This is a genomic window from Noviherbaspirillum agri (assembly GCF_054780595.1).
Genome location: NZ_BAAGWA010000004.1, coordinates 70,032 through 83,295 on the forward strand (window position 1 = coordinate 70,032; position 13,264 = coordinate 83,295).

The 13,264-nt window shown below is 53.1% G+C and carries 12 protein-coding genes and 1 pseudogene; 7 read left to right on the top strand and 6 right to left on the bottom strand.

The genetic code is table 11. The annotated features are described in order from the left end of the window. The first annotated feature begins 47 nt into the window (after window positions 1-47). Entirely contained in the window at window positions 48-260 is a 213-nt protein-coding gene (locus ACYVIA_RS08610) for a hypothetical protein (RefSeq protein WP_460839852.1), read from the top strand. A 354-nt stretch (window positions 261-614) separates the two neighbouring features. After that, window positions 615-1,208, top strand: coding sequence for a tyrosine-type recombinase/integrase (locus ACYVIA_RS08615; RefSeq protein WP_460839855.1), 594 nt, complete (start codon window positions 615-617; stop codon window positions 1,206-1,208). A 61-nt stretch (window positions 1,209-1,269) separates the two neighbouring features. Here ACYVIA_RS08615 and ACYVIA_RS08620 read toward each other — a convergent pair whose 3' ends face one another. Continuing rightward, on the bottom strand, window positions 1,270-2,379 hold the full coding sequence (locus ACYVIA_RS08620; RefSeq protein ID WP_460839856.1) for a hypothetical protein: 1,110 nt from the start codon (window positions 2,377-2,379) through the stop codon (window positions 1,270-1,272). 986 nt (window positions 2,380-3,365) lie between these two features. Here ACYVIA_RS08620 and ACYVIA_RS08625 point away from each other — a divergent pair. Then, the gene (locus ACYVIA_RS08625; RefSeq protein WP_460839858.1) at window positions 3,366-4,412 is read left to right on the top strand and encodes a hypothetical protein; all 1,047 of its coding nucleotides are present in this window, start codon (window positions 3,366-3,368) and stop codon (window positions 4,410-4,412) included. On the opposite strand, the gene ACYVIA_RS08630 is transcribed toward ACYVIA_RS08625, so the two are convergent. The 3 genes and pseudogenes from ACYVIA_RS08630 to ACYVIA_RS08640 form a co-directional block, all read right to left on the bottom strand. After that, a complete protein-coding gene (locus ACYVIA_RS08630; protein WP_460839860.1) occupies window positions 4,386-6,155 on the bottom strand; it encodes an Eco57I restriction-modification methylase domain-containing protein in 1,770 nt (589 codons plus the stop codon). The genes ACYVIA_RS08625 and ACYVIA_RS08630 overlap by 27 nt on opposite strands. A 104-nt stretch (window positions 6,156-6,259) precedes the next feature. Further along, entirely contained in the window at window positions 6,260-6,607 is a 348-nt protein-coding gene (locus ACYVIA_RS08635) for a hypothetical protein (RefSeq protein WP_460839861.1), read from the bottom strand. Window positions 6,608-6,792: 185 nt separating this feature from the next. Beyond that, a pseudogene (locus ACYVIA_RS08640) lies at window positions 6,793-6,945 on the bottom strand (DNA-deoxyinosine glycosylase); the annotation flags it as partial. A gap of 197 nt (window positions 6,946-7,142) precedes the next feature. Between ACYVIA_RS08640 and ACYVIA_RS08645 the strand changes: the two are divergent. Then, window positions 7,143-7,586, top strand: coding sequence for an Mpo1 family 2-hydroxy fatty acid dioxygenase (locus ACYVIA_RS08645; protein WP_460839863.1), 444 nt, complete (start codon window positions 7,143-7,145; stop codon window positions 7,584-7,586). Window positions 7,587-7,612: 26 nt separating this feature from the next. On the opposite strand, the gene ACYVIA_RS08650 is transcribed toward ACYVIA_RS08645, so the two are convergent. Continuing rightward, window positions 7,613-8,206: a TetR/AcrR family transcriptional regulator gene (locus ACYVIA_RS08650; protein WP_460839864.1), complete on the bottom strand. Its 594-nt coding sequence runs from the start codon at window positions 8,204-8,206 to the stop codon at window positions 7,613-7,615. Window positions 8,207-8,318: 112 nt separating this feature from the next. On the opposite strand from ACYVIA_RS08650, the gene ACYVIA_RS08655 reads away from it, so the two are divergent. The 3 genes from ACYVIA_RS08655 to ACYVIA_RS08665 all read left to right on the top strand — a co-directional run bounded on the left by ACYVIA_RS08655 (window position 8,319) and on the right by ACYVIA_RS08665 (window position 11,128). Then, window positions 8,319-8,753: a hotdog fold domain-containing protein gene (locus tag ACYVIA_RS08655; protein WP_460839866.1), complete on the top strand. Its 435-nt coding sequence runs from the start codon at window positions 8,319-8,321 to the stop codon at window positions 8,751-8,753. A 40-nt stretch (window positions 8,754-8,793) separates the two neighbouring features. Further along, window positions 8,794-9,726: an alpha/beta hydrolase family protein gene (locus ACYVIA_RS08660; protein ID WP_460839868.1), complete on the top strand. Its 933-nt coding sequence runs from the start codon at window positions 8,794-8,796 to the stop codon at window positions 9,724-9,726. Between the two features lie 208 nt (window positions 9,727-9,934). Further along, on the top strand, window positions 9,935-11,128 hold the full coding sequence (locus ACYVIA_RS08665; protein ID WP_460839869.1) for an acyltransferase family protein: 1,194 nt from the start codon (window positions 9,935-9,937) through the stop codon (window positions 11,126-11,128). A gap of 118 nt (window positions 11,129-11,246) precedes the next feature. Here the strand turns inward: ACYVIA_RS08665 and htpG are convergent, their stop codons facing one another. Then, complete coding sequence (gene htpG / locus ACYVIA_RS08670; protein WP_460839871.1) at window positions 11,247-13,160, bottom strand: molecular chaperone HtpG; 1,914 nt, start codon at window positions 13,158-13,160, stop codon at window positions 11,247-11,249. Between the last annotated feature and the right edge of the window lie 104 nt (window positions 13,161-13,264).

The window sequence follows — 13,264 nt, forward strand, 5'->3', positions numbered from 1 at the left end:
CCAAATTGTAAGGCTCGGAAGTGCCTACAAAACCGGGGGCGATTCATATGTTCCTCGGTACGAGATTTCAAAAGCCTGAGATACCTGAGAACAGAAAGAAGGTATTCAATGCAGTGTTAGGGAAATGTGGCGTAGCAATCAGGCTGGATCGGCGGATGGTCAATGGCGAGCATTATTCCTATTTCATTATTGACTACGACCGCGTTATGGAGCTTGCTGCGACGCGAAGCGACCTTTGGCTGGAAGAGGCTGCTACGTAGGAGCGTACATTTTTGCTTGGTTTTGCAGTGGCGCAGTATATGACTACGTACTTATTTCTACTGCAGAAGCCTGCAAATTTGTACAGTCTGGTTGGACGGAGGCAGGGAGAAGGTAAGCCCTGCCTGTATGTCACTGTCAGCCACTGCCGCTGGGTTTCCCTGACGGCGGCCAGGGCATCGGCGCATCAATCCAATGAGGTTTCTTTCCCCTAGGATAAGAATGTTTACTAAATGCAATTAGAAAACATTACGTTACCTGGAGCCACTTTTCCAGTGTACGAGGCATGTTGGTAAAGATATAATGTTTTTATATTGCATAAACGCAATAGTTTTAAAACATTATTGGGGTAGGGCGTGAGTCACGGCAAGGCCAAGGTCCTGACCGAGCAGGAATTCAAAAGAGTCTTAAACGTAGTGCGTAGATTACGGCACGCGAAACGGAATGTCGCCATGTTCTACATCAGTTTTGGACTCGGCCTTCGGGCCAAGGAAATGGCGGCGCTTCGAATCAAACATGTTCTTGGCATCGACGGCCAACTGCTCGACGAAATCCATCTGACCCGCACGATGACAAAAGGCGGTAAGCAGCGGGTGGTTTACCTTACGAATCAGCATGCGCGTCGGGCAATCCGGGAATACATTGATGAGCGGATTGAAGGCGATGGAATTCTCTTCAATTATGAAGCCGCGCTTTTTCGTTCACAAAAGGGCGGCCACTTTTCAGCGAACACGCTTCAGCAGCTTTTTCATCGGCTTTATGCGTGGGGATTGATGCAAGGCGCGTCAAGCCATAGCGGCCGAAGAACATTCGCGACGCGCCTCATTGAGAAAGGAACAGACATCAAGGCTGTTTCAACCTTGATGGGGCATGCGTCAATCGCCATGACGGCGCAATACGTTGAAGACAACCCTGTTCGCTTGAAACAGATTTGTAACGAAATCTTTTAACTACCGACACCTCACGATATCCATTATTTCTTGGCGATTTTCGTCAGCTTCTCTATGAGGTTCAGCTGGGGTTAAATACAGAGCGTCCTTCAAGTTTAGTAAAGAAACTCATTGGGATTGATCGCTGACACTTATAGCTGACATCCGACACATACGTGAAATGCCTACCTAGATGACTGCCAGGGCAAAGTATTGCGCCTTCAATAACTCCAGTTAGGCGATTAGTCAGCGCAATGAGATATCGCACCGTTTTCGTATTAAAGCCATCGCAAAGCGGAATATTCTCAGCAAAAGCGGGACTAAACATGCCGAGGTCAACAGTAGGTGAATCCTGAACCTTCACCTCGAGCGCCTGATTTCGTATATCGGGATACCCACCTGCCAATAAATCACCTGGCTGAATTGAATACCCTAGCTCAGTGGCCACTAACTCTTCGAGCGCTTGTCCGCGCGTTTTTGTCGGCCCGGCGGCAATCTGTCGACCTATGACACGATTGGATACCACGGCTTTAATTTCAGTTAATGGGAGCAGATGGCTACTGGACGGCGCTGCGTGTATATTTGAAGAGGCTAAATTGCTGCGATTAGTTGGGGCTCCAACGTTAATAGCGTCTGGGTAAAAAAGCAGTTTGCCGGGCATCTCCAGAATGCCAGCCCTTGCAATATCAGAAATAATCAACTGCTGCTTTATCGTTGGCTTGCCGAAGCATCCGAATTTGCGCTCAATGTAATCCGGTGTAAGAACAACGACTGACTCAATTAGGTGTGAGCTGACGTGGACCTTTACAAGTACAAAACGAATCTCGTTGGATTTTAGAGTTGAGCCATCGAGGTATTGAATTTGGACGGATTCGGATGCTGGATTTCTGTTCCATACTTGGAGGTTGTATGAGCTGCCGGAAGTGACAATGTAGGTATCAACGTACTCAAGCAGGAGGCGAGGAACACCTTTCCTTCTAGGAGGAATAACTTGAAAATCGCCTTTGAGGCAAGGAGCAGGAAGTTTGCTTTGAGTGAGCGCTACAGTCACCAGTTTTCGCAGATTCGATCCATCAGTTCTTGATTTGCCAGTGAGCGTTAGTTTTTTCCCTATAAGACATTGTAGGTGGTTTGCAATGACTTCAGGAGGGGTGAGTGCCGTCTTTTCTACGGGTGGAAAGGATAGTGGCATGCGACAATCGTGCCTTTCTTTATCAAGACGCTGTACGTCCATAGCGACCGGAGGCGCACTTTCTTGTGATAGCAATTAGTTAGTTGTGGAGAGCCCGCAAGTGTTCGGCTTCAATGCAGTCGCACTGGTGGCAACGAGTGAGCATTAGCACTCTAACTGCTAAAGTGGGAAGTCTTATTTTTTTCAGAGAGTTAGATCTGGATTCATCGTAATTGAATAAAAAGTATCCAGATCAGCCAGTCCTATAAGATCGGAATTGCGGTTTAACGCTTAGAACGGCATGCGCGACAAATTCGCCATCTAGGGGAATAACTGTCAGACTCTACTTTTTCAAAGATTTCCGGATTTCGATAAACAATCCCACGGACTGTAGGTTGCCCCACAGGATAGTCCATAAGCTGTGAGGCAGCTGCAGTCATTTCGGGAAAGGTGAGCTCAGGCCAAGGCTGATTCGCGTCTACTCTCCATAGAACACGAACAAGAGCATCTTGTATACGGAGGGGCTTCGTTTCATCGAATGCACGGGCAATCAAATAGTTTAGTTCGGCCATTGTCTTCCTCTCACTACTCCGGATTAATAACTGATCAGAAGCTAGCTTGGCTCTATTGCTTCTTTCGGATTTTACTGTAGATGCAACGATGGTCGGATAGCTACCATCTGCGAATTGACGTCGCTTGTGTCGTGTTGGATAACGGGTTCGCGATTCTGAACATTCGAAGCTAGGGACTTCAAAACCAATTATCATACAGGAAAATGCTTGCTTAATATCAACGTGTCAAGCAGATTCGAGGCGCTGAAAGGAGGGGGGCTTAGAACGAACCCCCGCTTCTGAGGAATAGAAACGCTCAACCTACTGGGTGAGCGGAAGGGCTGTGAATTCGCTATGGCTACTGTGACAATCTCGTAGAACGCCGATGTTTAAGGCCATTGAAGTCGTTACTTATGTCGCGTGACCCTGATGACAATTTAACATTGTGACTGCATTATGACGGAAAAGACGCCCCTAGATTATAGAAATGCTATCCAACATTCGGGATTTAATATTTACACACCAATCGAGGTTGGACACGAACATTATTGGATCCCGACGCTGCATCTAGAAGCCTTACTCAATCAAGGATTGAGCGGACTTTCTTTGGCAGGACTACCGCTTCGAACTCGGTCAAAGGTGGTAAAAACAGCAGTATGTCACGCCTTGGGCTATCCAGCGCCCAACTCGTTTGCAAAAACGCAACCCAGATTCCCGGGGCAGCAACTCGACACATATACCCAGAAGTCTTTAAATCTCCAGATTTGGAACGAGGAACTTTCGCCCACGCGACGTTATGCGATTATCCAAATCTCCGAGAATGACACGATTTTAAGAGTCAAGGTGGTGAATGGACAGGAGCTTGCTCTACTTGATACAACGGGAACAATTACAACCAAGTATCAGGCCCGCCTGGAAACAAGTTCACACGCTTACGAATTGATCTCTGTACAAGATACACTCCCCATTGTTCCACATGTCCGTACAGGCATCTCGTTTGATCATCGGGTCAGCCCTATAGACGAGCCTGAAAGTGGAGCGTTACTTCCAATAAACGAGATATTCGAGCGTTTATCGTCTTTGGTCGGAGCAACTTTTCCCGACCCAGGTACCGATCAAGAACGAAATAGAGGGGCTGCGCTGCATCGGTTAATCTGTGAACGCTTAGGGTACAGTCGCTACGAGGATAAGGGACAATTTCCTGATATTCGGCACCAGTTGCTTGAAGTTAAATTACAAACTTCACCGACAATTGATTTGGGATTGGTGCTTCCCAGCAGTGAAGATTATTTAGATATCCGCCAATTAGGGCAACATCACCCGCGTCATTGTGATACTCGTTATGCTCTGTTTTATGCAAGAACAGATGGACGCACTGTAATGTTGACCCATTTATTTGTAACAACTGGTTTAGATTTTTTCAAACGTTTCCGTCAATTTGAAGGCAAGGTTACAAACGGAAAAATTCAAATTCCGTTACCCCGTAATTTTTTCGGACTTTAGCCCAAATACCCGCCAGATGCGAGCGTCGAGGTCGGTGGCCATCTGATCGGCTTCGAGGGAGGGCGTCTTTGCGTGTATTTCCTTTGCTAGAGCTATGATCGTTTTTGCGTCTTCATGATTCGGGTCTGGCAAAGGAAACTGTTCAACATACTGGGTAATAAAACGGCGACGACCAGCATATAATTTATTGTTAAAGCGATGGTCATAGAATGCTTCGATAAAACTGGAATTGGCTACAGCAAGTGCCAACCATAGTAGATCTTGTTCGCTTTCATTGTCCGCTCGCAGCCAATAACATTCACCATTAACAACCCCACCATCCGTGTCAATCCAAAAAATCGGTTTTTCAGAAATATCTGGAAATACGAGTTTAGGTGCCGGCCACGCGGCCGGGTCTTGCGGAACCCATAGCTCATACCACTGACGCCCTGCCTCGATTACGTAAGTTCTGGCTTCGAGGACTTGACGATGTTCCTCAAGGTAGCGCGCTGCTATCGGATAGAGATTTAAATCAACCGCCGCGCGACGGCCGTTCTGCGTCGCTTCGTGAGGGTAGAGTATCTCTTTGACTTGTTTTGCTTTAGCTGGAATGAGAGCTTTGAAACGTCTAGCACAATGACGGGTAATCAGAGGCCTCAATAGTTCTGGGCGTCCTCCGGCTAAATCGTTCCAATCGCTACGTACAAAAACCTTGTCTGCTGTGGATTTTACTCCCACTCTAATCTTGCCAATCCGGCGGAACGTATCCCAAGTGTTGCTTTCTACTGTCATTAGCCAGTGATCGGTCGCTTGAGTGGCAATTCTCCAGGTGCCCTCCGGATCACCACCATTATCTAAACCTCCGTGCCGAATACGAAATCGGCGACCGTCTGGAATGGCGACTACCTGGGTGTCTTCAACACGCAACGCGGACAATACATCGTCTAAAGCGACATTTTCCGGTTCATCCGTTTCATAGATGGATGAGAACAATACATCTTTTGTGTGGGGTAGGCGAACGTCTAGAGTACCGCGTGCCAAGAGTACGGACGGCAAGACGGCTGCATCGAATAGTTTCGTGTCACCAAAATCCCAGGCATGCAAAATATGAAAACGTGTCAAAAGCGCTTTGCGTATTGCCTGTCCTGATTTAGTAGTCATGAATCGGTTCGATGTGATTACCCCGGCCACCCCTGACTCGTCCAGGACCTCTGAGATACCTAACAGGAATGGATAGTAGAGATCGACTCGACCAGTTAGGCCGAAACGTTGTGCAAGCACTTGGGCCTGAGTGGCTCCAATAATCTGGGTTCGGACGTATGGAGGATTCGCGATTACTAGATGGAAGCGTTCTTGCCTTTCGCCCTGTGATAACAAATCTCCACAGCTTTGGAGATTCAGCACATGTTCAAGAAAATTCTTTTGCTCAATTTGCACTTTTACGTCTGGAAACCGTTGTTTAAGACGTTCGGAAGCAAGTCTTACTGCGTTGTCGTTAGTATCATAGCCAACAACCTCCGCTCGCTCGCGCGTTTCTCGGGGCAAATGTGCTATTAGGGCATCTAAAAGCGCTCCATCTCCCACTGCCGGATCAAGGACTCGAATTGCTCCATCCTTGGGAAGCTGGGCTACTCGCATAATCTGTTCCGCAACGAATGCTGCAAACTTTGCTGGGGTATATGTTGCGCCAGTGGCTTTTTGACGATCGACTTCGCTATAGCGATGTCGGGTATTCGTTTCGGGGGTATCAGGTAGTACGCTCATAGCGCCATTTTATCCGTTCTTCTTTCTCATCTACATTGAATTTGCCGATTCCCCAAAGACGCGAAGCGGGGTGGGGCGTCTACTTCCACGATTAGCAATGGCAATCAAATGTCGATGATCTGATGGACGATTGGAATAATGCCGGGTTCGTTCTTCTTCAACATGGCAGCAAATCGCGAAATGATCAGGCGATTCTTCCTTGTCTCGATCTTATTAATGGCCCGGATCACTGTGTGATCGAAGGGCTTGCCGGGCTTTAGGTTTTCGATGGTGTTTTTGACCAGCGCAGTACGCTCGGCGTCCAATTCCTCGATTGCAGCCCTGAACTTATCTTGGGCCGACAAGGTATTGGCCGGAACCTCAGATTGCGTCGCTTCTTGCTGCATATTGGAGGGCGACGGAGCCCCAGCAGCAGGAGATTGTTTGAGTTCGGGTTTGGTGCTCGTAGCCATGCGAATTTCTCCATAAATTGTCACAACGACAAGAAAATACTATCCAGCTTTTTGGAGGAAGTACATATTTCTTCAAAAAATCAAATGGTTATGGAAATGCGAGCGCAGATTTGTACGAGTAATCTCTGGCGTTTTTAGAGGTTTTTGAAGCGACGAGGTTATAGAGGTCGGTGTCAAACTGAACAAAACATATTGCGCGGATGGGCGTAATACTGCTGGGCAGCAAGCGATGCCTCGCCGGGGAAGCTGCCGAGCATCAGGATGCGGATGTCGGCATCGAGGACCGGCGCAAAGCCGGTGAGCAGGGCTGGTGGGACGGGTTTGCGTGCGGCGGGCATGCACGCATTCTACCCAAGGGGGCTGCGCAGCCGTCGGCTTAGCCGGGAAAGGCCAGCCGGGTATTGATCTAACGCCAAATGCGCAACGGCGCCGCCGCACGCTATGTCGAAGCAACGTGCATAATTAGCCGGCATCATTTCTGAATGCATCAAATGCCAGAGCGGTCATCAAGAGCCGCCTTTAACAGGAGACCATCATGGATACCATTGCAAATCGGCAAGTGGATGCATTGCTTGCGAAGTATGCGGAAAGCCACCGCAACCACACCAATGAACTGATCCACATCGTCTGTATCCCGGCCATTGTGTTTTCCTTCCTCGGCCTGCTGTGGGCGCTGCATCCGCTGGCGGCGCTGGGCGTGACACTGGCATCGCTGGTGTACTACTTCAGACTGTCGGTGCCGTTTGCATTCGGCATGCTGCTGATGTCCGGCGTGATGCTGTGGATCCTGTCGGTTCTGCCGCAGGGCGATGTCCTGTCGGTTTCGCTGGCGGTGTTCGTGATTGCATGGATAGGGCAGTTCATCGGACACAAGATCGAAGGCAAGAAGCCATCTTTTTTCGATGACCTGCGCTTCCTGCTGATCGGGCCCTTGTTTGTGCTGAGCTTCCTCTACCGGCGCTTCCATATCGCCTATTGAGCCTATTGAACGTTGCCGCGGTGGAGCTACGGCTTCACCGCGCGCCATGCTGCTTCCGCAAAAATCTCGCGGTACGCCTTGATATTGGTCTTGGCGCGTCCCGACAGCCAAAGCCGCGCATAGTCATGCGCCGGCCCGGTGATCAGCGAGCCGTACACTTCCAGCGGCAGTTTCTTCAACGTGCCGCTGTCGATATGCGGCTGGAACCACGCAAACACCTCGCCCATGTGCTTGCGCGTGCGCTCCTTTAGTTCTCCCGCCATCTCGCTTTTCGCCAGCACGCCGCGGCTATATAGCACGAAGCGCGCCTTGTCCGGGTTGGCCGACACCCAGTCGATATAGGCATAGGCAATCGCCTTCACGCCCTGTTCCGCGTCGCGCGCCGCTGACAGCAATTCCTGCTGATAGGCATTGTGCTCTGCCAGCGCATCGATATAGAGCGCCGCGGCAATGCTCTCCTTGCTGCCGAAGTGGTGGTACATGCTGCCGACGCTTGCCCCGGAGCGCTCGCGGATCATGTCGATGGTCGTCGCCTCGATGCCGTTTTCCGTGAAGCAGCTCAGTGCCGCGTCGAGGATTTCCTGTTTCCTGCTTTTCTTGGTCGTGGTCATGGTCGTCATACTGGTTTGACTGGAATTATATTCTAGAATAGTATTCTAGTGACGCTTTTGAAAAGCGATGCAGGTGGCGCAGCCAACCGGCTGCGCGATAGAACAACCACAGGAGAAGACGATGAACCAGACCTTGAGCATGTACCAGCAGATGGGCAATGACGCTTTCAGCAAGGCCGTCAGCAATTTCGCGCCTTACTTTTCGACGATCGAGCCGATGTTCTCGGAGCTGCGCCCCGGTTTTGCGGAGGTGAAGTTCGCCAATCGCCGCGCGGTGCACAACCACATCGGCACGGTGCATGCGATTGCGCTATGCAATGCTGCGGAGCTTGCCGCCGGCACGATGACTACCGTGTCGATCCCGGACGGACGCCAGTGGATCCCGGTCGGCATGAAGGTGCAGTACCTGGCCAAGGCAAAGACGGACATGCGCGTCGTCGCCAATGGCGAAAACGTGCCTTGGGATCAGGTCGGCAACGTCGATGTGCCGGTCGATGCCTTCGATACCGAGGGTAAGCATGTCTTTACCGCAACGATCACGATGAACCTGAAGTAGCCGCGGTGCGGCCCAAGTGTTCGGCGGCGCGCATCAATGCGTGAACGTGCACGCCGGGCAGGCAGGTGTTTTCCGGGAGCTGACGATGGAACCGATCACGATCAATACCAAGGATGGATTCACTTTGGCGGCGAACCGTTTCGCGCCATCGGCCACGCCCAAGGCAGTCATCGTGCTGCCGACCGCCATGGGCGTGAAGCAGGATTTCTACTTCCCGTTCGCGCAGTTCCTCGCGCAGCAGGGATTTGCAGTGCTCACTTTTGATTACCGCGGATCGGGGGCCTCGGTCCCCGCGCGTTTCAGGCGTTCCCTGCGCGGCTTCAAGGCCAACCTGTTCGACTGGGTTGAGGACTACAACGCCGCAGTGCGTGCAGCGAAGGCGTGGCACAGGAACCTGCCGTTGCTCGTGATCGGCCATTCCCTTGGCGGCCAGCTGCCCGGCCTCTTGCCGGACAACCACCTGATCGACGGCATTGTCACCGTCGCCGCCGGCAGCGGCTACTGGCGAGACAACGTGCCGCAACTCAAGCGCATCGTGTGGTTCATCTGGTATTTCGTGGCGCCGGTCAGCACGACCTTGTTCGGCTACTTCCCGGGCAAGAAGATGAAGATCGTCGGCGACCTGCCGAAAGGCGTGATCTTCCAGTGGATGCAATGGTGCAAGAATCCCCACTACGTCGTGGATCGCAAAGGAGAGCCGATCCGGTCGGGCTATGACAATCTCCGCGTCCCGCTGCTGGCCATGAGCTTTACCGACGACGAAATGATGAGCAGGCGCAGCATCGACAGCCTGCATGACTTCTACCGCAATGCCGACGTCGAGCGGCGCTACATCAAGCCTGACGACGTGCAGGCGCGCCGCATCGGGCACTTCGGATTCTTCCGGCCGGAATTCCAGCCGACCTTGTGGAACCAGGCGGTGGGATGGATGGAGCAGTTCGCCCAGCGGCACGACAAGCACTGTGCATCGTAGCCGGTGCTGCCGACAACTGTTGCCGAGTATCAAACACGTTCCTGTTCATATCATCCATTTTGACGATCGCCACCCGGCGAAAAGCACCGGATAATGCGTCAGCCTGCAGCATGTTTCCGCTTGCGAGCTGTAGCACCGGATGACGGCGTTGGCACGGAAGAAGACCAACAAATACAAACACCGAAGAACAAGAACAGGAGCTGTCCGCATGAGCCATACACAACGATTCCATTCGCTCGACAACCTCAGGGCCATCATGATGTGGCTCGGCATCGTCCTGCACGTCGCGGTCAGCCACACCGTCGAGCCGGGCCTACTGCCATGGCATGATCCGGCGAGGTCCAGGGTCGCCGATCTGTCGCTGGTGTTCATCCATGCCTTCCGGATGCCGGTGTTTTTCATCCTCGCCGGATTCTTTGCCGCGATGCTGGCATCACGTCGCGGCTATGGCGGCATGCTCAAGCACCGCGTGCGGCGCATCGGCCTGCCGTTTGTGCTGTTCTGGCCGGTCATCTATGTGGGCATGGGTATTTTGGCGATGAACTACGTGCACCTGATGGTACGTGGCACGCTCGGCATCGATGAGTCCATCATGCCGGTGGATCCGGCGCGGCCGCTCATCAACACCATGCATATGTGGTTCATTTACTACCTGCTCTGGTTCTGCATCGCTACGGCGCTTGTCGGCAGCCTTGCAAAGCACATCCCTGCCGGCTTCAAGGATGGTCTGTCCAGAATGTGGTTCGTCCTTGTGTCGAGATGGTGGGGCTTTCTCCTGTTGGCGTTGCCGCTGGCCTTCGCCGGTCTGCCGTACAAATGGGGCGTAGTCGTCTCGAGCGGATCGTTCGTGCCGCAGATCCATGAATTCATGCACAACGGCCTGTTCTTCATGGCGGGACTATATGTCTGGCGCCATCGCGATGCGGTGCTGGAGCTGTGCTCCAACAACGGATGGCGCTATGCGATGGCCGGCATGGTTCTGTTCATGGCTTATCTCGTGATTGCGGAAGTGTTCCGCGCTGACGAGGCAACGAACATGCGAGTGCGGTTTGGGCTGGCGCTGATGTACAACTTCATCAGTTGGATGTGGAGCTTTGCACTGATCGGGCTTTTTCTGCGTTACCTGCCCAACCAGAACCGCTTCCTGCGCTATGTGGCGGAAAGTTCCTACTGGGTCTACCTGGTACATATGCTGGGCACCATCGGCTTTGGCATTCTCTTGTACGGCATGCCGTTCGGTGCAGTGACCAAGATGGGCATCAATATTCTTGCCACGACGATTGCAGGCATTGTGAGTTATCACCTGCTGGTGCGATACACGCCGATCAGCACGCTGCTGAACGGGCACCGGTTTTCGTTCAGGACCAAGCAGCGTATCGGCGAGAACGTTTCGGTTGCTTGAGGTCGTGCGGGGGCGGGGAGGGGCGAACCCGCGCTTACATGAGCATTGAATAAAAAATCCGCTGCATGCCTGAGTAGCATGCAGCGGATTTTTGTATTGCCTGAGTTCGCTGTCGACCTTAACGGCCCGCCATCCCCAGCAACATTTCATTGAGACGCTTCACAAAGCCAGCCGGATCGGACAGCGTGCCGCCTTCGGCCAGCGCTGCCTGGTCGAACAGGATAAGCGACCAGTCGTTGAACTTCGCGTCCTCGTACTTCAGGCGCTGCACCAGCGGGTGATCCGGATTGATTTCGAGGATAGGCTTGGCATCCGGCGCGTTCTGGCCGGCCGCCTTGAGCATGCGCAGCAGGTTGCCGGACAGCTCGTGCTCGTCCGCCACCAGGCAGGCCGGCGAATCGGTCAGGCGGAAGGTTACGCGCACATCCTTGGCCTTGTCGGCCAGCGCGGTCTTCATCTTCTCGACCAGGTCCTTGTATTCGGATTCGGTCTGCTCGTGCTGCTTCTTCTCGGCTTCGTCTTCCAGCTTGCCGAGGTCGAGGTCGCCCTTGGCAACCGACACCAGTTCCTTGCCTTCGACTTCGTGCAGGAAGGACAGCATCCATTCATCGACGCGGTCGGTCAGCAGCAGCACTTCGACGCCTTTCTTGCGGAAGATTTCGAGGTGCGGGCTGTTCTTCGCGGCGGCGTAATTTTCGGCGGTGACGTAGTAGATCTTGTCCTGGCCTTCCTTCATGCGGCCGATGTAGTCGGCAAACGACACGTTCTGTTCGGCGCTGTCATTGTGCGTGGAGGCGAAGCGCAGCAGCTTGGCGATGCGCTCCTTGTTGGCATGGTCTTCGCCGATGCCTTCCTTGAGCACCTGGCCGAATTCCTTCCAGAAGGTCGTGTACTTGTCCTTCTGCGCCTGCTCGTCGCTGTTGGCCATTTCTTCCAGCAGGCCCAGCACACGCTTGGTGGAACCTTCACGGATGACCTTGACGTCGCGCGATTCCTGCAGGATCTCGCGCGAGACGTTCAGCGGCAGGTCGGAGGAATCGATCACGCCCTTGACGAAGCGCAGGTAGACCGGCATCAGTTGCTCGGCATCGTCCATGATGAACACGCGCTTGACATACAGCTTGATGCCGCCGCGCTTGTTGCGATCCCACAGGTCGAACGGCGCGCGCGCCGGGATGTAGAGCAGCTGGATGTATTCGCTGCGGCCTTCGACGCGGTTGTGCGTATGCGCGAGCGGGGCTTCGAAATCGTGCGACACATGCTTGTAGAACTCGTCGTACTGTTCCGCCGTGATGTCGGATTTGCTGCGGGTCCAGAGCGCGCTGGCCTGGTTGACGGTCTCGAACTCGTCCTTGACGACGGTTTCCTTCTTTTCCTCATCCCATTCCTCCTTCTTCATCAGGATGGGAATCGAAATGTGGTCGGAATACTTGCGGATGATCGACTTGAGCTTCCACACCGACAGCAGTTCGTCCTCGCCTTCGCGCAGGTGCAGCGTGATGTCGGTGCCGCGCGACGACTTGTCGATGGCTTCGACGCTGAAATCGCCTTCGCCCGCCGACTCCCAGCGCACGCCCTGATCGGCCGGCAGGCCGGCGCGGCGCGTCTCGACGGTGATCCTGTCGGCGACGATGAAGGCGGAGTAGAAACCGACGCCGAACTGGCCGATCAGCGCCGCATCCTTTTGCTGGTCGCCGGACAATTTGGAGAAGAATTCCTTGGTGCCGGACTTGGCGATGGTGCCGAGATGCTCGATGGCTTCCTCGCGGCTCATGCCGATGCCGTTGTCAGAAATGGTGATCGTGCGCGCGGCCTTGTCGAAGGTGATCCGGATCTTCAGATCGGGATCATTTTCGAACAGGGCGCTGTTGTTGATTGCCTCGAAGCGCAGCTTGTCGGCGGCGTCGGACGCGTTGGAGATCAGCTCGCGCAGGAAGATTTCCTTGTTGGAGTACAAGGAATGGATCATCAACTGCAGCAGTTGCTTGACTTCTGCCTGAAAACCCAGGGTTTGCTTTTCGGTTACAGCCATTTGTTACCTCTAGAGTGGAGAGTCGTTGAGGGTGGTAAAAATGAATTTTTGCCAAGATTGGGGCAGGTTGAAATATTTCAAGAGCCCGTCAGGTCCAGCGTACA